The following is a 22,358-nucleotide window of genomic DNA, read 5'->3' on the forward strand; positions in this document are numbered from 1 at the left end:
ATAAGACACCAAATATCATCCGCATATAGAATGACATATTCTCGTTAAACAAGTTCGTGAAGATTAGGAGAAAAGACATGCCGAGGTATATCACAATCATGGATATACCCCAAACAAGCCTCGTATTTATACACTTTACCTCCATCTTATTGCAATCTGAAGCGTACCGGGACAGTGAAATAGACCGGTACAGGTTTACCATTTTGTTTTCCCGGGACCCATTGCGGAAGAGACTTGATAACACGTATCGCCTCTTTGTCGCAGGATGGATCCAACTGTCTTAGGATCTCCACCTTGGTGACTTCGCCTGTCGGACTGACAACAAAGCGGAGTGTGACTGTTCCTTCGATACCATTTTCAGCAGCGATTACCGGATACTTTAAATGAGTACTGATGTATTTCAACAGTGCTTCGTTCCCACCGGGGAATTGTGGCATCTGTTCAACAGCTACGTAAGGAGTCGTTTCCTCCTCGATCACTTCTTTGTTATCTTTCAGGTCGGCGATGTCGATTGCGTCTTCACTGTCAGAGCCTTTTACATCGGCAACAGAGATAGCCAACTTGGATGTGGTCAGCTCTTCCTGTGTTTTGATCTCCTCTTCATCCCTTACATCTTTATCCGCTTTGATGACAGGCGGAGTAAATTTGATCGTACTTTTCAGTACGGGAGGAGGAGGGGCCTCGATATTACGAATTTGATTTTCTTCCGGCACCTTCGTTTCCATCTGCAGGTTGGAAAGTGTTGTAACTTCCAGTACCTGCTCTTTGGTATGTTGCGGGATGACAGATTTGATTAAAGCCGGAATGGTCATTACCAGGATTGCTCCGATGGTAACGACGACCAGGGCACGAATATGTCTGCGGGAAGAATTTTTGCGTAGCTCATAAGCTCCGTATTCTTTATTCTTTCCTTTGAAGATCAAATCGGTCCATTCCGGTGAGTTTAGATTTATATTATTAATATTAATCATGATCGTCATTTTTTATTCGCCTGGGCGATCTCCTTGGAAAGTTCGCCCCCGCTTTTTAGATTATCAACCAGGAATTTGTCTCCGTCAGTGATATCGACAATCGCATATTTGCCTATGTTGCAAATCTGCATTTCGTCGAGTGCGTCCACTAAGTCTTTGTAAGAAGCATCGTCGGTAGCTTTGATCAATACGACCGGTGCATCTTTACCTCCTTTTATTTCTGCGGCTTGCTTTTTGAACTCATCTTCGGAGATTTCTTTATTCAGCTTTTTTACTTTCAGTTCCGTGATCTTCTGTACGGCATCGGCGTTACGTTCCAAAAGAATGTTACGTAATCCGGTGGAAGAGAAGTCGGTAGTTTGCAGCGATTCAACATGTTCGTAATCCGGTTCGCCGAAATAGTAATACACCTTGCTGTCTTCACCCAGTATAAGGGTGATGGCTTTGGAGGCTTTTACTTTCGTCTGTTCGGCTTCCGTCACATGGTCTTTCGACGGCATACTGATCTCCATGGTCTGCGGTTTGCTGAGCGAAGTACAGAGCATGAAGAAAGTAATCAGTAGCATGTTCATATCCACCATCGGAGTAAAGTCCACACGGATATTCACCTTTTTCTGTTTACCTTTCTTGCCGTCGCCTTTTCCTTTATCTGTATTTACTTCTGCCATAACGTTTGTTGTTTAGGCATTGTCAGGTACATTTTTGAGAGTAGTGATCAGGTTATACCTGTTTTCCCTCAAGTCCTGCAATGTGTTCATAATGTTCTTAATCTTCGGATAAGGAGTCTGTTGATCGGCTTTAATGGCAATCACCAGGTCACGGTTTACTTCGCGGGCATGTTGAACCCACGCTTTAAACTGGTTGTTGGTACTGTCGGCCGGGATTCCGTAGTTGACTATTAACCGGTCTTGTTCGGATCCCGGGAGATTCAGAAACTCCTGCATATTCTGGATAGGAACACCGAAGGAAGGAAGCAGACTGAATTCATATATTTCTTTGTCGGTAAAGTTTATACCATAATCTTTTCCCAGCATCTTCAATACATTTGCCTTATCTTCCTGTTTATCCAGGCTCATAAATACTTTCCCGTCCGGGTCTACCAGGATTGAAAGAATATTTGTTTCCGGTATTTTGATTTCGGAAACAGACCCCGGTGTCGTTACCATAACCGGTTCTTTCTGAATAAAGGTAGATGTCAGCATAAAGAAAGTAAGCAGCAATACCGTTACGTCACTCATTGCCGTCATGTCAATGAATGTACTTTTGCGTTTTACTATGATCTTAGGCATATGCTTCAGTGTTTAGCGGCGAATGTCTGTACGATAGAGAAGCCTATCTCGTCAATAGCATAGGTAATATTATCTATTTTACTGGTGAAATAGTTGTATGAGATGATGGCCATGGCACCGGTGGCGATACCTAAAGCCGTATTAACCAGCGCTTCAGAGATACCAGTAGACAAAGCAACGGAGTCGGGAGCACCTGCATTAGCCAAAGCGGCGAACGAACGGATCATACCTAATACGGTTCCCAGCAACCCAAACAAGGTACCTAACGTTGAGATCGTAGCGATGACAGGCAGGTTCTGTTCCATAGTCGGTAATTCCAGCGCCGTACTTTCTTCAATCTCTTTTTGAATGATGACCATCTTTTGTTCTTTTGTCTGGTCTGCTCTTTGTTCTACATCCGCATAGCGTGTCAGAGCTGCGTTAACGACATTGGCAACGGAGCCTTGCTGTTCTTTACAGGCTGCTTTTGCGGCATCCAGATTACCTTCTTCCAGGTCTTTCTTTATGGTCTGCACGAACCCCATCAATCCTTTTTTCCCTTTGGAGCGGCTGATAGCGATGAAACGTTCTACACTTAATGTAATAACAGTCAATAGAAGAGTGATTACAACAGGAACTATATAACCCCCTTTATAGATCGTACCTGCATAATTTCCGGGAAGCGGATGGTTGTCAGGATTATTATCCATGAAGTTAGATGGATTACCCAGGACGAATTCAAAGAAACATACAGCCAGGATAAAGCAAACGATAATAACGATACCGGCTGATACGCCGTTGGATGTTTTTAATATAACAGATTTATTTGTTTTCATAATTTTGATATTATATTGGAGATAATAAACAGAAAATAATAGTCTGAGTGCACAAATAAGGGAATGTGCATTCGGATCATACCTTACAAAAAAGGCATAACCATCGATTACAGTTGTTTAATCTATAATATCAAATAACGAGTTTTCGTAAAACGTAGATCCAAAGATTTCCACATTTACGAAGCGAAGAGTAGTTTATGGTTTGAATAGTAGATAAAGTCTCTGATACTTTATATTGTATAGCTTGACCTTTCAGATGTAGGAGGAGAAGGTTTTTATTGTTGTTCGATAATTTGAACAGTCGTTCGTAGTTATCGGAAGCCGGTTTGGTACGGGCTGTTATATCGTAAGACTCAAGAGGAATTTTCCCTAACTCAAACTTCTTAAGCTCTTTATTCAGAGAAGAGGTTCTTGCATTGTCATTTGTGTAACCTTGTTGGACTATCGTTCCACTATCTGCATTGAACACTACCTCCTGACCGATAAGGACCAGAATAAAGAGTGTCAATATGGATAGAATCTTTTTCATAACCCAACAAAACAAGACTTTTTATGTTAAAACAGTTGGAAGTTGCAAATGGTTGAAACTTTTTAGGAAAAAATTGTCAACCATTACAAGGCGCAAATTTAGATAAAATATTGAATTGAAAAAGAAACTCTTCTATTTATTCATCGAAAAACTCTATAAGGGACTGGCAACAATCAGCGTGTAAACTTTGTTATATTTGTACTGAGTGAGAAATAATAGAGTACTAAATATTTAGGTTATGAAAATTGAAAAAGTAATAGGTAGAGAAATCCTTGATTCCCGTGGAAATCCGACAGTAGAAGTAGATGTACTTCTTGAATGTGGTGCGTTTGGCCGTGCTGCTGTTCCCTCTGGTGCTTCAACCGGTGAAAACGAAGCAATCGAACTTCGTGATGGCGATAAAAAACGTTATAGCGGCAAAGGTGTTCTGAAAGCCGTAGATAATGTGAACAAAATTATCGCACCTGCAATTATCGGTATGAGTGCTTTGAACCAGCGTGAGATCGACCATAAACTGATCGCTTTGGACGGAACAAAGACAAAGTCGAAGCTAGGAGCCAATGCCATGCTGGGTGTTTCGCTTGCCGTAGCTAAAGCTGCCGCCAATTATCTTGACCAGCCGCTTTACCGCTATATCGGCGGAACGAATGCTTATGTATTGCCTGTTCCGATGATGAATATTATCAACGGAGGTTCGCACTCTGATGCTCCGATTGCATTCCAGGAATTCATGATCCGTCCGGTAGGCGCGAAGAGTTTCCGTGAAGGTTTGCGTATGGGAGCTGAAGTATTCCACGCATTGAAGAAAGTTTTACACGACCGTGGTCTGAGTACTGCTGTTGGTGATGAAGGAGGTTTTGCTCCGGCTCTTAACGGAACAGAGGATGCACTGGGTTCTATTATGGCTGCAATTAAGGCTGCCGGATACGAGCCGGGTAAGGATGTAACTATCGCTATGGACTGTGCTTCGTCTGAGTTCTATGATAAGAAAGGAACTTACGATTATACCAAATTTGAAGGTCCGAATGGTGCAAAGCGTACAGCTGCCGAACAAGTATTATATCTGACCGAATTAGTAAATAAATATCCGATCGACTCGATCGAAGACGGTATGGATGAAAACGACTGGGAAGGTTGGAAGAAGTTAACCAAGGCTTTGGGTGACCGTATTCAGCTGGTGGGTGATGACTTGTTTGTTACAAACGTAGAATTCCTCAAAAAAGGTATTGAAGAAGGTTGTGCCAACTCTATCCTGATCAAAGTAAACCAGATCGGTACATTGACCGAGACACTGGATGCTATCGAGATGGCTCACCGTAACGGATATACTTCTGTAACTTCACACCGTTCAGGAGAAACGGAAGATGCTACGATTGCCGACATCGCTGTTGCTACTAATTCAGGACAGATCAAGACCGGTTCGTTGAGCCGCTCAGACCGTATGGCTAAGTATAACCAGCTGCTTCGCATTGAAGAAGAATTGGGTAACCTGGCTGTCTATGGCTATAAGACTTACAAAAAATAAGAAATAGATTTGATATATATTTGAAAGCCTCCCTGGTAGAATTATCAGAGAGGCTTTTTATGTATATGCAGATTTATCCTTTAGTGCTTTATACCTTGTATGGTCTTTGTCCCTTCCTCTGTAGAAAGCCTGAAGAAATAAACGCCAGTGGATAGGCTGCTGGTGTTCAGTATGTTGTTCGGACGTTGTATTTTCCGTACCAGTTTGCCATCAGAAGAATAAACTTCCAACACCTTTACCTGCTGGTGATTTTGTATCTGAACTTTTTCGCTGAATACACGAGGGTGAATATCTATTTCCTCTTTAACCGGTGTCAGTTCGTTGCTGACGCTTGTTTCTATTCGGGCACTGACGGGAAGACTTTCCTCTTTCCCATAGAGGGCCGATACCTGAAACAGCGATACGTCGGAGATTCTGTTTTTGACCGTATATTGTGTTTGTGAGCCCGGCAGTGTCGCTAGTGGAGATTGATCCTGATACACCTTATATTCCGTCAATTCAGGAAAAGCTGTGATCAGGGAACTTTCGGGCAAATCAGAAACAACATTTGATCTTTTGACTGACAACCGACGTGTCTCCGAGGGTTCGGCTGGAGTAACCGGTATGCGTCGCATACCGGATGCCGTATAGTTTGAAGTTAATTCACCATCCTGAGATGAAATGTTAATGGCCAGGAGTGTATTGGCATTTAACTCCTCCTTTGCGAAAGTTTTCCATTCTTTTCCGTCTAACGAATAAATATTTCCTTTTCCATCTATTGCCGGTCCCTCATCAACGAAAGCCGGATAAACGTCATTGCCATATTCTTTCACATGGATGGCTACCAGTAGCTCCTGATTAGAATCGATTACAAAGGGTGTTTTGAGTTTGACCGAATTGAATTTGTCAGGATCGGATTCGATGACATCTTCTTCATAGATACGATTTCCTTGCTTGATATATATACCGTATGTTACATTCGATACCGGATAGATGCAGACGTGTGTAATCGTTTTCTTATGCACGGGGGACAAGTCGATCGTGTCCCATTTTTGTGCGAAATAGAAAGGTTCCCCTCGTAATCCGTATTGATTGTAACGGCTTGACGTACCCCATCCTGCTAACTGATCGTATAAGGGAGCCGACCATTTCAATAAAATATCTCTGTTGTCTGTTTCCTGATATGTCAGATCGGCGGGGCCTTTATAGTTACTTCCTATCGTTTCCCCCGTTTGCGTCATTCCATACAGCGTGGTTACTCCCGTTTGCAATGGGTCGAGCCAGAGATCCATCCTGCCTGTATTGTTTTCGCTGTATTTATTCCAGTGGAAGGATAATTTGCCATATAGGTTGATGCCTTCGGGGTCTTCGCAACTGGAGTCACCTCCGCTCAATGTCCCGATGATTAATCCGTTACTGTTGAACAGCGGTGAACCGGAAGAACCGCCTTCGGTTACTCCGTGTCCGTTGGGGGTTGCATCGTAGATGACATTCCAATGAGCGTTTTTCGCTCCTGTTTGCCCAGTGTCTCTATTCCGCCAGGTTGCTGATTCTGTGGGATATTTACCGTAAGTGGATATCTTCATATAGTCGCCTGCCGGATGGTGAATTCCGACTCCGGAGAGAGAAGGTTTGTTTATACGATCCCATCCATTGAAAAACACATCGTAATCGTCCGGTATATTCTGATTCAATAACAGGAGCAGGCCATCTGAACCGTATTCGACAGGGATAGCAACTTTTCGGGTACAACCGACCATGGTTTTGATCGGAAGGATCGGTGATTCGTTATCGCAACCCGAGTGTTCTTCGTGAAAATAAAACAACCATTGATTCAGCTCTTCGTCGGTAGCCTCCTTTGTCCCAGACATATTCTGTGAGCAGTGGAAGGCACTTAATACATAAGGTTTTTTATCTTTCGCTGTGTTATTTATCAAAGAAGCAGAACAGATATAGGTGGCATCGTCTATCAATTGTATCATCTGAATGATTCCTTTCTTTTGGAGTTGCCAGCTGTCTCCCTCTTCGCAATTGATGTTAACCTGGCAAGGACCTGACTGACCGGCACCGGGGGCTTCAATAGATAAGTGGTTGTATCCGTATCCTACCTTGTCGATTCGCAGAAGCACTTCTTTTCCAGAGGGGGCGGGTACATATTCCAGTACAGCTTCATCACCAGCGATAAGTTCGGTTGCAAAAGCTCCGTTCTGAGGATGTGTACGGTTGGTATAGGCTCCCAATACCTGGGTTTTGTTTGCATTGTAAATATACAATTTACCTCCTTCCGGAATGTAGAAGTCGGAATAATAGAAGATCAGGGCAATTGCATCTTTCGCCTGCAGATGTAACTGCCATACTTGCTGACCATCAGGTAAGGTGATCCAGTCCCCGTCGTTCGCTATGTTGAAGTCGGTGTCGATTACTTTGGCAATACACAGCGGAGCACCTTGGCTAACATGCCATGCATCGACAGCTTTTAGGTCTTCGACACTGAAATTTACCGGGATTTGTATGGCTTGCTCTGTACTTCGCAAGTTAGATTTGAACTGAAAACTAGGCGGCAGGCCTCCCTCGCTGATCTGTGCCTGTAAACTAACGACTGTAAAGAGACAAAAAAGGCATATGATCAGTTGTCGTAAAAGTCGGTTGCAAAGATTCATAGAATCGATATTTTTATATTAATATTAATGTGTATAATTCGGATCTCTTATCGACCGGAGTGTTCAAACTCAAGACGATACTGGTAATTCTTTACAAAGATAAAAGTTTCTGTAAAGGATATTATAGATCGTTCTCTTTTTCTTGTTGTTTTATTTGTTGTATACAGTTTGGTGCCGGGTATTGAGGATTAAGCAATTTTATCCTGTATATTAATCGTTAAGCATATGACTTTTAACCGTTTTTCTTATGACTTTGATATAAGTAAGGTCTCTGTTTTATTTTTGTAAGGCTTGGGTTACATATGTGTAGTGTGTGCTTTACGAAAAAGAAAAGCATGCATTACCTGTAAAGATGTACGGACTTTTACATCTAATACCAGGAAGGTTGTCTTTTAGATGGTGGGAATAACGATCTTAATCGTTTAGAACTGAAAAAACATTCCCGGCATATCAATCTGATAGATATGCCGGGATTGAATTATAAATTGTAAATCAACTCTTTACTTATAGTTTAGCGAACCATTCGCGGATCGCATCGATCAGAATCTGATTCTCTACTGTTGTCTGGGTGGACAGGCGGATATACGTTTCATCCAGTCCGCGGAAGTTGGATGCATCGCGGATCAGGATACCGTAATTGTCCCATAAATACTTTTTCAGTTCGGCAGCTGTCCCTTTTTTCAGGCGGACAAGGAAGAATGTTGTGGCCGTCGGTATCACTTCCAGATTGTCGAATTTATTCAGCTGATAGATCAGTTCGGCTGTTTCACGTTGCCATTTGCGGATAGGCAGGGTGAACTGGGCCGGATGGATCAGGATATATTTGCTGGCTTCGAGTGCGATGGCATTGACCGACCAGGGGATGATATATTTGTTTACTTCCGCTGCTATTTCAGGAGAAGCGACCAGATAGCCGATACGTAATCCTGGAATATTGTATGCTTTCGATATGGACTGGATCAGGATCAGGTTCGGGTTGTTCTTTACGTCGGAAGGTTTCAACATGTCTTCTGTCGTAAAGGCTACATAAGCCTGGTCGATGATAAACTTCGTATTGCGGTTAGCTGCAATCAATCTCAGAAGCTCAGAACGGTGAAGCAGTTTTCCGTCCGGATTGTTAGGATTACATATCCAGCAGAAATCCTGTCCTTCCAGAGAAAGTTCCGAAAGATCATCGGAGGTAGAGAAGAAATTGATTTCATGTTCATGCAGGCGGCAAGCATCTTCATATTCCGAGAATGAAGGTACGGCAATGGTGGATTTAGCCCCTTTCCATGCCTGGGCGATCAGATAGAAGGCAGTTATCGAGCCGTTTGTCACCACTACATTTTCTTCTTTTATTTCATACCGGCGGGCAAGCAGTCTTTTCAGTGATGCAGCATCCGGCTCCGGATAACGTGTCAGTTTACTGAACTGTTCATTAAGATGTTCCTTGAGTTTATCAAGGTTAGCACCGTGCCATACGTTAGAACTGAAGTTTATCTTCACTTCATTCTGCGAATTGTAAAAGTCATCACCGTGTCCGAATAGCATACTTTATTTGTTTTAGTAATTAATGTTGTTATAATAAGGTGGTGCAAAAATACTAATCTTTTTGGCTTTTCCTATCAATCGCCTTATAGATTGCATCCTGTATGCGTGTACGGATATCTAAGGCGCTGAGTTTGTTGTTGGCCCGTGACGGATTAACCCTGTTGCAGAGGAATATATAAAGTAACTGATTATCCGGGTCCACCCAGAAACAAGTTCCGGTAAAACCTGTATGGCCGTACGTCGAAGGCGGTGTCAGGTTACTGCAGGGAGAACCTTTGTGCGTTCCGACGGCAGGCTTGTCGAAACCCAGTCCGCGGCGGCTTGTCGGGCTTTTGCTTTGAGTGAAAAGGCGGCAGGTTTCTGCTGACAAGTATGGTTCGTTGCCGTATGTGCCCTGGTTCAGGAAAAGCTGTAAAACTTTCGCCAGGTCGTTGGCATTCGAAAACAGTCCGGCGTTACCGGATACACCTCCCTGGAAGGCGGCAGCCTCGTCATGTACATAACCGCGTAATAACTGGCGGCGTACGAACTGGTCATTCTCGGTTGGGACGATTTGCAGGCTGTCCATTCTTTGGAGTGGATTATAGGTCGTGTGCCAGGCTCCCAACCGGCTGTAGAAATCGTTATGAAGCAACTGGTCCATCGGCTGTTTCATCTGATTTTCCACCATCATTTTCAGCATGATGAAGTTGACACAGCTATATACGTACTTTCCGCGTGTACCGAGCCGTGAGTCTTTTATATCCTGCATGATACTATCTTTGAAAGAGTCGTGCAGGTAGAAGTTGCGGGCGACTTCGGTGGTAAATCCCGGCTTTTGGGTGGAAGACACCAGTTCCGGCAAGTATTTGAAGTCGTTGCGGACATAGGTCTTGGCATCGAAGCGTACCGGATGTGTAGCATTCTTTTCGCGGCTGTAAAGACTGCCTTTATAGCTGTCTTTATCAATTGCATCCAGGTAAAAGTTGATTGTGGAGATAACCCCCGACTGATGATAAAGCAGTTCCTTTATATTTAGGTCTTTTTTATTGGAGTCCTTCAATTCAGGAACATAATCCGATATTTTGTTATTGAGGGTGAACTTCTTTTCATCGTAGGCTTTCATTACCGCTAATAATGTACCTGCTGCCTTGGAGGCAGAGGCGAGGTCGTAGACGGAATTTTCTTCTACTTGCTGTTTCTGGTCGTAATCAAAATAGCCGAATGATTTATCGTAAATGATCATTCCGTCTTTAGCTACCAGTACCTGACAGCCGGGATAGGCTTTTTGTTCGAGTCCGTCTTCAGCAATCGCATCGATAACGTCCAGACGTACGGCATTGGCTCCGACTTCTTCCGGTTCATGGTAGCCGAGCCGTGTCTTTTCAGTAAAGATACCCGAACCGGCATGGAATAGTCCGGGAATCGTGACAGGCAGCTTGCCTTTGGCCGGGACTCCTCCGAAAATGACTTGTGCAGCATATTCCTGTGCAAGAGGGGTACCTTCGTATCCCATGACAACCGCTTTGGCCTTCATGATGGAACTCTTATATTCTTTACAGGAATAAGGCAGGGTAAAGAAAGTGAAGACTACTTCTTTTTTGGTGGTTAACTGACGGAGTAACAGACTTTCGGGGATACGGACAGTATGTATGCCGCAGATGATTACATCGTATTTTTCCAGTTGTTTATAGATGTTCTGAACTTGTGCGGCAGTTGAATTGCGGCTGATGCTAAAACAAGCAACACTGTCATAGCGTCCCAGCATTTCCTGAAACTCATTTCCGACGGATGCACCGATAGACAAAGCTGCAATCTTTTTTTTATCCAATTGTTTGAGCGGAACTATATTCTCTTCGTTCTTCAACAAAGTGATTGCTTCCGCGTTGAGCTTGGCTGCCAGCCAGGCGGCATGCGGTGAGTTCAGTCGTTTGCTTAACCCTTTCGTGTCGACCGGACGATAGTTGTTCAGTCCGGTAATATATTTGTATTGAAGGATCTTTATGCATTTAGCCTCAATGTCCTCTATGCTGAGGATACCTTCGTCGATCGCTTCTTTGACAGCGGTAAAGTCATTGATCGGAGCTGCCGGTGCCAGCAAAATATCATTTCCTGCCAACAACGCCTTCACCGACGGATTATCCGATTTGCGGGTGGTTGCACCTTTCATAGCGAGTGCGTCAGTGAAACACAGACCTCTGAAGCCCAGCTCCTCTTTCAGCAGTCCGGTGACGATAGGGCGGGAGAGGGAAGAAGGCAGGTTACGGGTTTTATCCAATGCCGGGATATAGAGATGTCCGGTCATGATCCCCGCATAACCATCATAGATATATCGTTTGAAAGGATATAGTTCGACACTGTCCAGACGTGCCCGGTCGTGGTGGACGGCCGGTAACGTGTTATGTGAATCTTCCGCTGTATCGCCATGTCCGGGAAAATGTTTGGCAACGGAGATGATGCCTGCACCTTCCAGTCCGCGGGCATAGGCAATTCCCTTGTCGGCCACAGCCCGCGGATTCTCACCGAAAGAGCGCAGGCCGATGACCGGATTGTCTGTATTGCTGTTCACATCTATGTCTGGGGCAAAGTTTATTTGTATCCCCATCTCTTTGCACTGGCGGGCTACTTCCCGGCCATATTCAGTGATCAGTTTATCATCTTCGATAGCTCCCAGCATCATGTTCTTCGGGAAACGGGTCGTTCCGCTGAGTCGCATGGACAGCCCCCATTCCCCGTCCAGCGAAACGAACATCGGGACACGAGATGCTTTCTGCAGCCGGTTGGTCACTTCCGCCTGGGTGACCGGATTCCCTTTATGGAAAAGGATCCCGCCGACCTTTATCTCATTCACATACCGCATCAGCCGTTGCATATTGCGGTTCTCCGATTTCGGTTCGGCTATGACCATAAAGAGTTGCCCTATCCGTTCGTCGTAAGTCATTGTATCGAACACGGAATCAACCCAGTGATTCATTTTTGCCTGATCGACGTTACGGTACATATTGGGTATAGTCTGTGCTTTGGCAGTCAGTAAACACACAGAGCAAAACAGTATTGTAAGTATCTTCCTCATCTTCACGTAATCATTATTATTCTCCAAAAATAAACAAATCTGCCGAGGTTTTATACGTGTGATGCAAATATTCTTCAATCTATTTGCGTATCAAATAAATCTTTCGTTACTTTGCATCCGCTTTGCGCAATCTCTGTCGGGACAGGTCGCCCGTTATATTGCGTTTCATTTTAAATTACAATTAAAAAGCTATAAAACAATGGATTTAATTAAGATTGCAGAAGAAGCGTTTGCTACAAAGAAGGAGTATCCTTCATTCAAGAGTGGTGACACTATTACAGTAGCTTACCGTATTAAAGAAGGTAACAAAGAACGTATCCAGCAGTACAGAGGCGTAGTGATCCGTATCTCAGGACATGGTGACAAGAAACGTTTCACTGTTCGTAAGATGTCTGAAAACGTTGGTGTAGAGAGAATTTTCCCGATCGAATCACCGTTCATCGAAAGCATCACTGTTAACAAGCTGGGTAAAGTACGCCGTGCTAAATTGTATTACCTGCGTGCTCTTACAGGTAAGAAAGCAAGAATCAAAGAAAGAAGATTCTAATCCGTTTGGATTTAATTGCCATACAAAAAGCCATCCGATTTATTCGGGTGGCTTTTTTGTTGGATACAGGTTTCATTGGAAAAGGGACGTTTCACCGATGTTTTTGTCCGTTTCGTCGATAGGAATTTTTCATGTAAGCGGGGAACGTTATCTTTACGTCCTATAAATTAGTCCTGTATGTTACGTTCCGGAAAGAGTGAGTTGTTGATTGGTTTTACAATATCCGTACTATTGACCCTTTTTGTCAATTTCCCGATGTTGATGCGTAGTTATGATCATGCGGTCAATATGACGAATGACAAATATATGATGGCGCCTCCTGTACTGTTGCATGGTTATTTCTTTTATTTTCCTTTGGTTTGGTTTTTCCTGTTTGCCTTCATTCTTTTTATGGTGGATGTACAGATGTATAAGGTGGGGGATAAACTGTTGAAGCTAAAAGAATATAAAGTAGTCTTGTTTGCCGGGGCAGTCAGTTTTCTTGTCGGGCTGGGGCTTCTGACGGTCTACCCGTTTGCCCAGAGTGAATTTCTGGCGCAAGATATGGAGATTCACGAGTTTATTATAAAGGATGTCCCGAATGTGAAGGTATCTTCTTCCGATAAGATCATTCCGGGATACGGGCGGCCTGTTTCAAAGGCGAGAGACCGGATGGAGACTGTAGCCATTAGCCGGATGGCATCACCTCCCTTCTTTTTTCATCCGCAACTCACGGAGCATCTGTTTGTTTTATTGACCGTACTTCTGAGTGTGCTCCTGATCCGTCTACTCAGCGGTAAACAACAGATGATGCTGGAATATGAACAGTTGAAAACGGAAAAGCTGCAAACATCATACAATGCCCTGATGGGACAGATCAATCCCCATTTTTTCTTTAATTCACTCAATGGTCTTAATTCGCTGATCCGTAATGGAGAAAAGGAACAGACACTGACTTATCTGGATGAACTGTCGAATGTATTCCGGTATATCCTCCAAAGCAATAAGAAGGAAATGGTTACGCTGGCAGAAGAATTACAGTTCGTAAAAGCCTATACTTATCTGCTGGGGGTACGCTATGAAGGCAAACTGTTTTTTTCCATACAGGCCGAACCGGCCCTGCTACTTTGGTCGCTTCCTATCCTGAGCGTACTGCCGTTAATTGAAAATGCAGTCAAACATAATGTGATCAGCAAGCAGTATCCGTTGCAAATCGACATTTATACTACAGGGGAGAACATGTTGGTGGTCTCCAATAAAGTTCAGCCGAAGGTAGAGGAGGAACACAGTAGCGGTATCGGCTTAAAGAATCTCTGGGGGCGTTACCGCTTGTTGACCGGTAAAGATATCAATATCTCCAACCGGAAAGAATATTTCAAAGTGTCCCTTCCTTTATCGAATAAACCGGTATGAATAAGCTCCGGATTATTATAAACCAAAATAGATCGTATGAATGCTGTAATAATAGAAGATGAAACGGCTGCGGTAAGTACCCTGAAAGCGATATTGGCTCAAAACTCCATTATCCCGATCGAAATAGTAGCGGAACTGGAAAGTATAGAAGAAAGTGTGGTCTATTTCCATACGGCCCCTCAACCGGATATCATCTTTATGGACATCCATCTGGCAGACGGTTCCGCTTTTAAAATATTCGAACAGGTCGAGATCGAAGCTCCGGTTGTTTTTACTACGGCCTATGATGAGTATGCTTTGCAAGCCTTCCAGGTGAGCAGTATCGACTATCTGTTGAAACCCGTAACGCTCACTTCACTGGAACGTGCCTTGAGCAAACTTCGCCTGTTCAGTCCCGAGGAACGTCTGGCCCATATCCGGCAGACCAACGATGTCATACAGGGGCGCCATGTGATCAAAAGTTTGCTTATCATGCTGACAGATAAGTTTTATCCTTTGCAGGTAAAAGATATCCTGTATTTCTATACGGCAAATGAAAAAGTGACGGCTTATACCTCCGATGGCAAACAGCATCCGGTAGACCGTACGTTGGATGCCTTGGGCGATCAACTCGACGAGAGGCATTTCTTCCGGGCAAACCGCCAGTTTATCATCTCCCGGAAAGCGATTAAAGATATCGACTTGTGGTTCGGAAGCCGTTTGTCCGTCAATCTCATTTTGCCTATTCCCGAACGTATCATTATCAGCAAGACAAAGACCCCTGTTTTTAAGAAATGGATACTGATGGAAGAGTGAACGGATGAAATACTGCATCATTCCGGTAAATTTTTTCGCCCCGCCCCTTTGGGCGATTCACCGACTAAGTTGTACCATTTATCGGCCCTTAACCTTTGTTCACCGAACTTTCTTCTTTATTTGTAGCATAAACTTAAAAGATACGGAACTATGTTGAAATGTATTACTTTCGATGGGGATGCTTCTACGTTGAACGCCTTGATGGGCTATTTTGAGAAGTTGGATAAAGCATTGGCGGATGTGCATGATGTATTGCACAGGGAACAAACCGAACAACCAGTTTTTGTTCGGGAAGGAAGTAAGATCATTCGTCTTCGCAGGGAAGATATTCTTTTCCTGGAGGGCTATGGCGATTATGTGAAGATTCACCGTACTACGGGCAAGCCACTCCTGTCGCAGGTAAGCCTGAAGCGTTTTGAGGAAAATCTGGCGGACGGTTTGTTCTGCCGGGTACACCGTTCCTATATCGTATCTCTCTCGCATATCAGCTATATTGAGCGGAAGCGGATACGCATCGGTGACGAACTGATTCCGATCAGTGACTCTTACCTGCCTGCATTGATGGGGCGGTTGGCCTTGCAGGAATAAGGCTGTCAGCTCCTGATAACTAAAAAGATTCTATAAAAATGTAATTTGAGGAACAATGCCGTAATCCTGTCTGTTTGGATGAAAATTAAAAAACAAATAGACTATGAATTACGGCATTAGTGTTCTGTTCAGGGCGATACCTCTGCTGATGGCCCTGTTTTGTTTCGGTTATGGATGGTTCGTTCTGGCGTATGGAACAGACCCGAGTCGGTTTGTTGCAGGCCCGGTAATATTCTCCCTGGGGATGATTTGTATCGCGCTGTTCTCGACTGCGGCAACGATTATCCGGCAGATCATCCATACGTTTGGACAGATAAGCCGGTATGCGCTTCCGGCACTGGGGTATTTGTCATCCCTTCTGACCGTGATAGCCGGGATCTGTATCATGCGGTCGCCCGATGCATCTTCCTTTGTAGCCGGCCATGTGATTTGCGGGGTCGGGTTGATCACCGCTTGCGTATCGACTACGGCAACTTCTTCCACCCGGTTTACGATGATTACCGTCAATGCGAAAAAGACGGACCATGATGTTCCGCCCGAAGCTTTTACCCGTGCTCAGGGGTTGACCCTGATTGCTATTGCCGGCCTGATCGCGCTGGTTGCCTGGCTGTGGGCCTTTTGCCTATTGGCCGGGAGTGATCGTGGTTCGGAATATTTTGTAGCAGGGCATGTCATGATCGGCCTGGCTTGTATCTGTACCAGCCTGATTGCTTTGGTAGCGACGATCGCCCGGCAGATCAGGAATATTTTTACACCCACCGAACGGGAGTTCTGGCCGGTTATGGTATTGATCATGGGAAGTATTTGTGTTGTCTGGGGGATTATCCTGATCCTGGCAACTGCTAATCCGGCAAACGGGGCGACCGGTTATATAATGATAGGGCTGGGACTGGTTTGTTACAGTATATCCAGTAAAGTGATATTGTTGTCGAAGATATGGAGGCACGAATTCAAATTGTCCAACCGTATCCCGTTGATACCTATTTTCACTGCATTGACTTGTCTGTTCCTCTCCGCATTTCTGTTTGAACTGGGTTCGGTTCATGCTTACTATTTCGTTCCGGCACGTGTGTTGGCCGGTCTGGGAGGCATTTGCTTTACCTTATTCTCGATTGTCAGCATTCTGGAAAGCGGGACGTCTTCAAAGTAATTTACTACTGATGAATATTACTTCTCCGGCACTATAGTGTGACGTGTGCTGACACAATAGTGTGGCATGCACTGACACTATAGTGCTATCCCTGTTATCACAGGCATGCCGGATCGGCGGCTCTACTCTCCGGATCAGAAGCATTCCTGTGATAAATTATAACTTCAGTTTATAGAATAACTCGCTCAATGTATATGAAACCGTTACCCCGAAGGCTTCCCGTCCGAACACATTATTCTTCAGTTGTGTGCGGTCATAATAAAAAGCTGCATTGATACGTCCGTTCATTACCGGCAGTCCCATTCCTGCACTCACCCGGTACGAGTAACCGGTCTGTCCGTTGATCTGCATGTAGGGAGTCGATAGATCTACTCCGGCTTTGTACGTGATCCGTTTCCAGTAACTTCCCGACGTATATCCGTCTGGGAAATAGCTGATACCCATTTTCAACTCATGCGAATCTTTGAACTTTACCCGGCTGTCGCCCGATGAGAGACAGCTGTATTGGTGGAGGCTGTAGTCGAGGGCATACGTCCATTTCTTATAAGCCAACGAACCTCCAACTCCGAAATATTGCGGCAGGTATTGTGTCGTATTTTTCTTGCTTTGTTCTGTCTCGTTGCTGCTGTAAGTAATGGCGATCGAGTTTTCCAGTTTCAGCCGTTGTTTATATCCGTAGACAGCCCCTACCGTAAAGGAGGCATCGCGGTTGAGTTGGCGGTGATACTGTAATCCGAAGTCGGCATAGAAATTATGTGTGTACATTCTGTTTTCAACTGAAATGTCGCTTTGGCTTTCCGTGAGTTTCGTGTTGCCGAATATGTAACTTACATTGACACCGACCGAAAGGTTTTTAGTCAGCATGAAGGCATTTGTCAGGTAGACTTTGGAAAGTCCGCCATATCCTTCGAATATGCTGGTGTAATATGAATCGGGCGATCCTTCCAGCGGTTGTGTACTCTGGAAATAATAACCGACCGATGAATAAGGTGTCAGGCCGGCTGCCATATACCAGCGGGGAATAATGCGTCCAGCCAGGGAAAAGGCCGATACATTACCGGTGAATGCATGGCTGCTACCGCTTTTCGACCGGTAAGATTCGCTTTTCAGGAATGCCGAAGTCTCGGCAAAGAGGCGGAGCGTGTCGAGTCCGGTCAGTCCGGCCGGGTTTTCCGTATTGATCAGCCAGGCATCGCGCATACCGGTCGATACGCCTCCCATAGCAGAATTGGAACCATATAAACCCGTTACGATCTCACCGAGTCCGAACATCGAATAAGGCGAGGAGGTCATAATGTTTTGAGCATTGGCGGTTACGGCCGGCAGAAAGAAAAGGATCAGATATTTAATAACTTTCATATATTTTGTAGATTAGCTGTAAGACAATAGGAGAACGGCCCTGCTGGTCACTGAAAGTCAGGTTGCGGAACGATGTCGTATAAGTGTCTTCATTGAACACCAGTTGCAGGTTGTGTTTGTACATCCCGAAAGCTCCCAGTTCCTGTTGCATAAAGTCTGTGATATCGAAATAGTAATAGGTGTTTTCGTCGTATGTGTCGTCTTTCACTAAAGTACCGCTTTGTACGGCTGTTCCCAGATAATCCGTTACGGCATCGGTGACAACATTGTTCTCATCGGCGATATAGAGATAAATACTGTCGGGGAGTGCGTTGGTTCCGGAGAACGTACCGGGTTCAGGGTAGATTTTCAGCAAGGCACTTTCGATAGCAACCTGTTCACCTTGCATCAGGATGTTATTGATAAAAGGAAATTCCAGACGCGTGTACCATCCCAGGCCACCGAAAAGAACGCCTCGGTTATCGAGTAAGGCAGACGGTATCTCTTTCTGCCCTGCCGGAAAAGGTTCCATAATTGTACCTGTGCGGTCGTGGTCGATATGGTTGAACTGGGTAGTCGTGTTAGGGGTGAATGTCAATACCTGTTCATTCTCCTTTTCGTCGATGATGTGGTAATGAAGGACCAACGTCGCTGAACTGTCTGCAACCTGGAAGGAGAGCAGCGACTGGTTACCCGTAACTTCCGGTATGACGACGAGCCCTTTGAAGTAATCTTCAAAATAGTCGGAGCTGACCTGGATATCCCGTTTGTGGAAACGGGTTAGAAAATCCTGTCCCATCTCATCGGGCAGACGTACCAGTAGCTTTTCCCCGCTTTGGGGCCGGGGGATGAACGTGCTGGTGGCCAATGGCTCTGTTTCGTAGGCGAACGATGAGGTGTTATAGAGATAACCGTTATCGTTCAATCTCACTTTTTCGGTCAGCTTATGTATGTTGATCCGTTGAGCCGGCAAGGTGTCACCTACATAATATCCTCCGTAATTAAAGGAAAGGACCAGTGAGTCGAGTACCACCTGGGCATCGATATCGGTCGTGTATGACGGGCAGTTATAAGCTACATAGCTGGAGGAGGATATTTTGCCCCATACAGGATGAGTGTATTCACCTAACATGACAAGAGATTTGCCGGAAGTCTCCAACGAGTCGATCAGTAGGGCGGTAACCGTCACTGTGCTGGTGTCCGTACTGATGTTGCGGAAAGCCGAGTCGACTAATCCGTTACCATACTTATTACTCTCGTCATAGCAGGATTGGAAAAGGCTGCCGGCCATAGCCAGGCATATCCATAACAGAAAAATGTTTCTTTTCATATTATTATATACTGTTCAATTGACCGCACAAAGAACCGGATTCAGTCTTTTTCATGCAAGAATAACCTGCCAATGCCCCGGATTTCTCTGTTAATGGCCTGATTGCACAGATTAGCCGGTAACAGGTCCGGTATAAGGCCCAAAAAGGATTTTACCTTCCTGAAATCCCCATTCATCGGATAGGAAAGGCTGTTTGTCGATTTAATTTGCCGGATTTTGAGATACTTTATTCTTTTGCATCCGTAAACAGTAACACGTTATATGATGACACAAAAAAGACTATTTCTGTTCCTGCTGGCCTTGCTGCCTCTGGTAATGATATCCTGTGGGGATGACGATGATGATGATTTGATAGGAAAGTGGTATCGCGTATCCGATTTCGACGGTTTGGCCCGTAGTGATGCCTCCTCGTTCTCTATCGGGAATAAGGGATATCTGGTCTGTGGATTTGATGGAACAAACCGCTTGTCGGATTTATGGGAGTATGATATGGACCGGGATACCTGGACACAGAAAGCAAACTTCCCCGGTACGGCGCGTAACTCGGGAGTTGCCATGACGGTTGACGGCAAAGGGTATTTCGGAACCGGATATGACGGATCGAATAAACTGAGCGATTTCTGGGAGTATGATCCTACCGCCAATAGCTGGACACAAAAAGCTGATTTCCCCGGTGGTGCACGTTATGATGCTGTCGCTTTCGGTGTAAGTGGCAAAGGATATATCGGTTGTGGTTATGATGGGAATTATCTGAAAGATTTCTATGCGTTTAACCCCGGTTCCAACAGCTGGCAACAGATCGTCAGCATCGGCGGAACCAAACGGCGCGGTGCAACCAGTTTCGTGATGAACGATAAAGCATATATTTGTTGCGGAACGAATAACGGTACTTATGTGGATGACTTCTGGATGTTCGATCCCTCAACAGAGACATGGACTCAGTTGCGCGACATAGCCGATACCTCGGATGAAAGTTATGATGATGATTATAATATAGTACGAACGAATGCATCGGCTTTCGTTATCGACGGGGCAGTTTATCTGACCTGCGGGGAAAGTGGGAGTATACGTTCCGACACGTGGAAATATTATCCTGCAACCGATTTGTGGGAGAATGTAGCCAAGTTTAAAGGTACGGCCCGTACAGTTGCTGTTTCTTTTTCCAATGGTGAAAGGGGATTTGTGGCGACGGGAAAGAGCAGCACTTACCGTTTTGATGACATTTGGGAACTTCACCCTTATGAATACGACGATGATGATTATTAAAGGTAGAAAGGCTCTTTGGGGCCTGGTGCTGTTACCGGTACTTATTTTATTTCTTTATTTCCGTCATGGAGATGTGGGGTCTCCCGACGGCCGGCAACTGGAGTTGCAAACGTTTCAATTGGAGGATGGCTGGGGCTATCAGATCGTGATGAACAAGAAGGTGTTGATATATCAGCCCTCCATTCCTGCAATTGACACGCTGAGGTCTTTCCCGGATGAGGCCAGTGCCCGTAAGATCGGTTCGCTGGTCCTGGAAAGGCTTAAAAATAACAAGGATTTTTCAATAACAATTGGTGATATTGAACATTCACTCTCTGATTTAGAAACAAACGATAATTCAACGTGAACGTCGGAAAGGGTAGCCAGTGATGGTCGCCCTTTCTTTTTGTAAAGACAATTACTGCTTGTGCGTCTGAATGGGCTTTACCTTTTATAATAGTCTGTTCATCGGGAGATTAGTCCTGTTGGTCGATTTTATTTGTGCGTAGGTAAGATACTTTGTTCTTTTGTATCAGTAAATAGAAGAAGTGGTATGAATGTATTTGAGAGGTTGTTTCTATTGCTGTTGACCATGTTCTCCGTAACGATGGTCTCTTGTAAGGAGGATGACGATATCATTCCCGATGATGATGACACGGAAGATTGCTTGATGGGAAAATGGTATCGTATATCCGACTTTGACGGGGTTCCCCGTAGTGATGTCGCATCGTTTACGATCGGAGATTACGGATATCTGGTCTGTGGATTTGATGGAACAAGCCGTTTGTCGGATTTCTGGGAATATGATATGGACCGGGATACCTGGACACAGAAAGCGAACTTTCCCGGTGCGGCGCGTAACTCGGGAGTTGCCATGGCGGTTGACGGGAAAGGATATTTCGGAACCGGATATGACGGAAGCAATAAGTTGGATGATTTCTGGGAATATGATCCGGCAGCCAATAGTTGGACACAAAGAGCCGACTTTCCCGGCGGTGCACGTTATGATGCAGTGGCTTTCGGTGTCGATGGTAAAGGTTATGTCGGTTGCGGCTATGACGGCAGTTTTTTGAAAGACTTTTATGTGTTTGATCCGGATACCGATAGTTGGGAACAGCTCTATTTCGATGGATGTAAACGGAGTGGCGCATCCGCTTTCGTGATCGACGACAAGGCATATATTTGCTGCGGATTGAATAACGGAGTTTATGCAGATGATTTCTGGAGGTTCAACCCTTCAACAGGGATATGGACACAATTGCGTAATATTTCGGATACTTCGGAAGAAAGTTATGATGATGAGTATGCGATAGCTCGTGTGTCGGCAGCAACTTTTGTTATCGATGGTTCAGCCTATCTGACTTGCGGTGAAAGCGGAAGTCTGTGTACCGATACCTGGAAATATTCTCCTTCAACTGATTTGTGGGAGAATGTAGCCAAATTCAAAGGGGTAAGTCGTAAGGCACAGGCATCTTTCTCAAATGGCAAGAGAGGTTTTGTCTTAGCTGGCATGAGTGGGCTTATACGTTTTGATGATGTATGGGAGTTTCATCCGGATGAGTACGATAAGGATGATTACTAACGGAAGAAATAAATCTTATGTAAAATTCCTATAACAAC

The 22,358-nt window shown here is 44.7% G+C and carries 19 protein-coding genes; 9 read left to right on the top strand and 10 right to left on the bottom strand.

Features of this window, described 5'->3' with window-relative positions; genetic code table 11:
* Positions 1-146: 146 nt before the first annotated feature.
* The 5 genes from IEY67_RS21890 to IEY67_RS21910 form a co-directional block, all read right to left on the bottom strand.
* A complete protein-coding gene (locus IEY67_RS21890) occupies positions 147-962 on the bottom strand; it encodes an energy transducer TonB (RefSeq protein WP_183672393.1) in 816 nt (271 codons plus the stop codon).
* 14 nt (positions 963-976) lie between these two features.
* On the bottom strand, positions 977-1,639 hold the full coding sequence (locus IEY67_RS21895) for an ExbD/TolR family protein (protein WP_122375385.1): 663 nt from the start codon (positions 1,637-1,639) through the stop codon (positions 977-979).
* A 12-nt stretch (positions 1,640-1,651) separates the two neighbouring features.
* Complete coding sequence (locus IEY67_RS21900) at positions 1,652-2,260, bottom strand: ExbD/TolR family protein (RefSeq protein WP_075558828.1); 609 nt, start codon at positions 2,258-2,260, stop codon at positions 1,652-1,654.
* Positions 2,261-2,265: 5 nt separating this feature from the next.
* Positions 2,266-3,075 (bottom strand): MotA/TolQ/ExbB proton channel family protein, encoded by an 810-nt coding sequence (locus tag IEY67_RS21905; protein ID WP_122357152.1) that lies wholly within the window; start codon positions 3,073-3,075, stop codon positions 2,266-2,268.
* 130 nt (positions 3,076-3,205) lie between these two features.
* Positions 3,206-3,604 carry a hypothetical protein gene (locus IEY67_RS21910; RefSeq protein WP_183672374.1) on the bottom strand — a complete coding sequence of 133 codons (399 nt, stop codon included), beginning with the start codon at positions 3,602-3,604 and terminating at the stop codon, positions 3,206-3,208.
* A gap of 238 nt (positions 3,605-3,842) precedes the next feature.
* Between IEY67_RS21910 and eno the strand changes: the two genes are divergently transcribed.
* Positions 3,843-5,129 (top strand): phosphopyruvate hydratase, encoded by a 1,287-nt coding sequence (gene eno, locus IEY67_RS21915; RefSeq protein WP_122357153.1) that lies wholly within the window; start codon positions 3,843-3,845, stop codon positions 5,127-5,129.
* An 80-nt stretch (positions 5,130-5,209) separates the two neighbouring features.
* Here the strand turns inward: eno and IEY67_RS21920 are convergent, their stop codons facing one another.
* The 3 genes from IEY67_RS21920 to IEY67_RS21930 all read right to left on the bottom strand — a co-directional run bounded on the left by IEY67_RS21920 (position 5,210) and on the right by IEY67_RS21930 (position 12,353).
* On the bottom strand, positions 5,210-7,768 hold the full coding sequence (locus tag IEY67_RS21920; protein ID WP_183672375.1) for a T9SS type A sorting domain-containing protein: 2,559 nt from the start codon (positions 7,766-7,768) through the stop codon (positions 5,210-5,212).
* A gap of 504 nt (positions 7,769-8,272) precedes the next feature.
* Positions 8,273-9,301 (bottom strand): aminotransferase class I/II-fold pyridoxal phosphate-dependent enzyme, encoded by a 1,029-nt coding sequence (locus IEY67_RS21925; protein ID WP_183672376.1) that lies wholly within the window; start codon positions 9,299-9,301, stop codon positions 8,273-8,275.
* 52 nt (positions 9,302-9,353) lie between these two features.
* Positions 9,354-12,353, bottom strand: coding sequence for a serine hydrolase domain-containing protein (locus IEY67_RS21930; protein ID WP_183672377.1), 3,000 nt, complete (start codon positions 12,351-12,353; stop codon positions 9,354-9,356).
* A gap of 199 nt (positions 12,354-12,552) precedes the next feature.
* On the opposite strand from IEY67_RS21930, the gene rplS reads away from it, so the two are divergent.
* The 5 genes from rplS (at position 12,553) to IEY67_RS21955 (ending at position 16,825) form a co-directional block, all read left to right on the top strand.
* Positions 12,553-12,900: a 50S ribosomal protein L19 gene (gene rplS, locus IEY67_RS21935; protein WP_122357157.1), complete on the top strand. Its 348-nt coding sequence runs from the start codon at positions 12,553-12,555 to the stop codon at positions 12,898-12,900.
* Between the two features lie 177 nt (positions 12,901-13,077).
* On the top strand, positions 13,078-14,292 hold the full coding sequence (locus IEY67_RS21940) for a sensor histidine kinase (RefSeq protein WP_122357158.1): 1,215 nt from the start codon (positions 13,078-13,080) through the stop codon (positions 14,290-14,292).
* A gap of 36 nt (positions 14,293-14,328) precedes the next feature.
* Positions 14,329-15,087, top strand: coding sequence for a LytR/AlgR family response regulator transcription factor (locus IEY67_RS21945; RefSeq protein ID WP_122357159.1), 759 nt, complete (start codon positions 14,329-14,331; stop codon positions 15,085-15,087).
* A 150-nt stretch (positions 15,088-15,237) separates the two neighbouring features.
* Positions 15,238-15,675 (top strand): LytR/AlgR family response regulator transcription factor, encoded by a 438-nt coding sequence (locus IEY67_RS21950; RefSeq protein WP_122357160.1) that lies wholly within the window; start codon positions 15,238-15,240, stop codon positions 15,673-15,675.
* Positions 15,676-15,778: 103 nt separating this feature from the next.
* On the top strand, positions 15,779-16,825 hold the full coding sequence (locus IEY67_RS21955; protein ID WP_183672378.1) for a DUF2776 domain-containing protein: 1,047 nt from the start codon (positions 15,779-15,781) through the stop codon (positions 16,823-16,825).
* 156 nt (positions 16,826-16,981) lie between these two features.
* Here IEY67_RS21955 and bamG read toward each other — a convergent pair whose 3' ends face one another.
* Both bamG and IEY67_RS21965 read right to left on the bottom strand, forming a co-directional pair.
* The gene (gene bamG / locus IEY67_RS21960; RefSeq protein WP_183672379.1) at positions 16,982-18,184 is read right to left on the bottom strand and encodes a BamG family beta-barrel-assembly machinery protein; all 1,203 of its coding nucleotides are present in this window, start codon (positions 18,182-18,184) and stop codon (positions 16,982-16,984) included.
* On the bottom strand, positions 18,171-19,493 hold the full coding sequence (locus IEY67_RS21965) for a DUF4270 family protein (RefSeq protein WP_122357163.1): 1,323 nt from the start codon (positions 19,491-19,493) through the stop codon (positions 18,171-18,173). Before IEY67_RS21965 ends, bamG begins: the two co-directional genes overlap by 14 nt.
* Before the next feature lie 264 nt (positions 19,494-19,757).
* Here IEY67_RS21965 and IEY67_RS21970 point away from each other — a divergent pair, with 264 nt between their 5' ends.
* The 3 genes from IEY67_RS21970 to IEY67_RS21980 all read left to right on the top strand — a co-directional run bounded on the left by IEY67_RS21970 (position 19,758) and on the right by IEY67_RS21980 (position 22,320).
* Complete coding sequence (locus tag IEY67_RS21970) at positions 19,758-20,759, top strand: Kelch repeat-containing protein (protein ID WP_122357182.1); 1,002 nt, start codon at positions 19,758-19,760, stop codon at positions 20,757-20,759.
* Positions 20,734-21,105 (top strand): DUF4907 domain-containing protein, encoded by a 372-nt coding sequence (locus tag IEY67_RS21975; RefSeq protein WP_183672380.1) that lies wholly within the window; start codon positions 20,734-20,736, stop codon positions 21,103-21,105. Before IEY67_RS21970 ends, IEY67_RS21975 begins: the two co-directional genes overlap by 26 nt.
* Before the next feature lie 186 nt (positions 21,106-21,291).
* Positions 21,292-22,320, top strand: coding sequence for a Kelch repeat-containing protein (locus tag IEY67_RS21980; protein WP_199673312.1), 1,029 nt, complete (start codon positions 21,292-21,294; stop codon positions 22,318-22,320).
* Positions 22,321-22,358 lie beyond the last annotated feature (38 nt).

This window comes from Parabacteroides faecis, from assembly GCF_014647375.1.
In the GTDB taxonomy this organism is placed as follows: domain Bacteria; phylum Bacteroidota; class Bacteroidia; order Bacteroidales; family Tannerellaceae; genus Parabacteroides; species Parabacteroides faecis.

Coding starts and splice junctions, on each gene's coding strand:
- IEY67_RS21895 (WP_122375385.1), bottom strand. CDS start 1,639: ATGGCAGAAGTAAATACAGATAAAGGAAAAGGCGACGGCAAGAAAGGT.
- IEY67_RS21900 (WP_075558828.1), bottom strand. CDS start 2,260: ATGCCTAAGATCATAGTAAAACGCAAAAGTACATTCATTGACATGACG.
- IEY67_RS21905 (WP_122357152.1), bottom strand. CDS start 3,075: ATGAAAACAAATAAATCTGTTATATTAAAAACATCCAACGGCGTATCA.
- IEY67_RS21910 (WP_183672374.1), bottom strand. CDS start 3,604: ATGAAAAAGATTCTATCCATATTGACACTCTTTATTCTGGTCCTTATC.
- eno (WP_122357153.1), top strand. CDS start 3,843: ATGAAAATTGAAAAAGTAATAGGTAGAGAAATCCTTGATTCCCGTGGA.
- IEY67_RS21920 (WP_183672375.1), bottom strand. CDS start 7,768: ATGAATCTTTGCAACCGACTTTTACGACAACTGATCATATGCCTTTTT.
- IEY67_RS21925 (WP_183672376.1), bottom strand. CDS start 9,301: ATGCTATTCGGACACGGTGATGACTTTTACAATTCGCAGAATGAAGTG.
- IEY67_RS21930 (WP_183672377.1), bottom strand. CDS start 12,353: ATGAGGAAGATACTTACAATACTGTTTTGCTCTGTGTGTTTACTGACT.
- rplS (WP_122357157.1), top strand. CDS start 12,553: ATGGATTTAATTAAGATTGCAGAAGAAGCGTTTGCTACAAAGAAGGAG.
- IEY67_RS21940 (WP_122357158.1), top strand. CDS start 13,078: ATGTTACGTTCCGGAAAGAGTGAGTTGTTGATTGGTTTTACAATATCC.
- IEY67_RS21945 (WP_122357159.1), top strand. CDS start 14,329: ATGAATGCTGTAATAATAGAAGATGAAACGGCTGCGGTAAGTACCCTG.
- IEY67_RS21950 (WP_122357160.1), top strand. CDS start 15,238: ATGTTGAAATGTATTACTTTCGATGGGGATGCTTCTACGTTGAACGCC.
- IEY67_RS21955 (WP_183672378.1), top strand. CDS start 15,779: ATGAATTACGGCATTAGTGTTCTGTTCAGGGCGATACCTCTGCTGATG.
- bamG (WP_183672379.1), bottom strand. CDS start 18,184: ATGAAAGTTATTAAATATCTGATCCTTTTCTTTCTGCCGGCCGTAACC.
- IEY67_RS21965 (WP_122357163.1), bottom strand. CDS start 19,493: ATGAAAAGAAACATTTTTCTGTTATGGATATGCCTGGCTATGGCCGGC.
- IEY67_RS21970 (WP_122357182.1), top strand. CDS start 19,758: ATGACACAAAAAAGACTATTTCTGTTCCTGCTGGCCTTGCTGCCTCTG.
- IEY67_RS21975 (WP_183672380.1), top strand. CDS start 20,734: ATGAATACGACGATGATGATTATTAAAGGTAGAAAGGCTCTTTGGGGC.
- IEY67_RS21980 (WP_199673312.1), top strand. CDS start 21,292: ATGAATGTATTTGAGAGGTTGTTTCTATTGCTGTTGACCATGTTCTCC.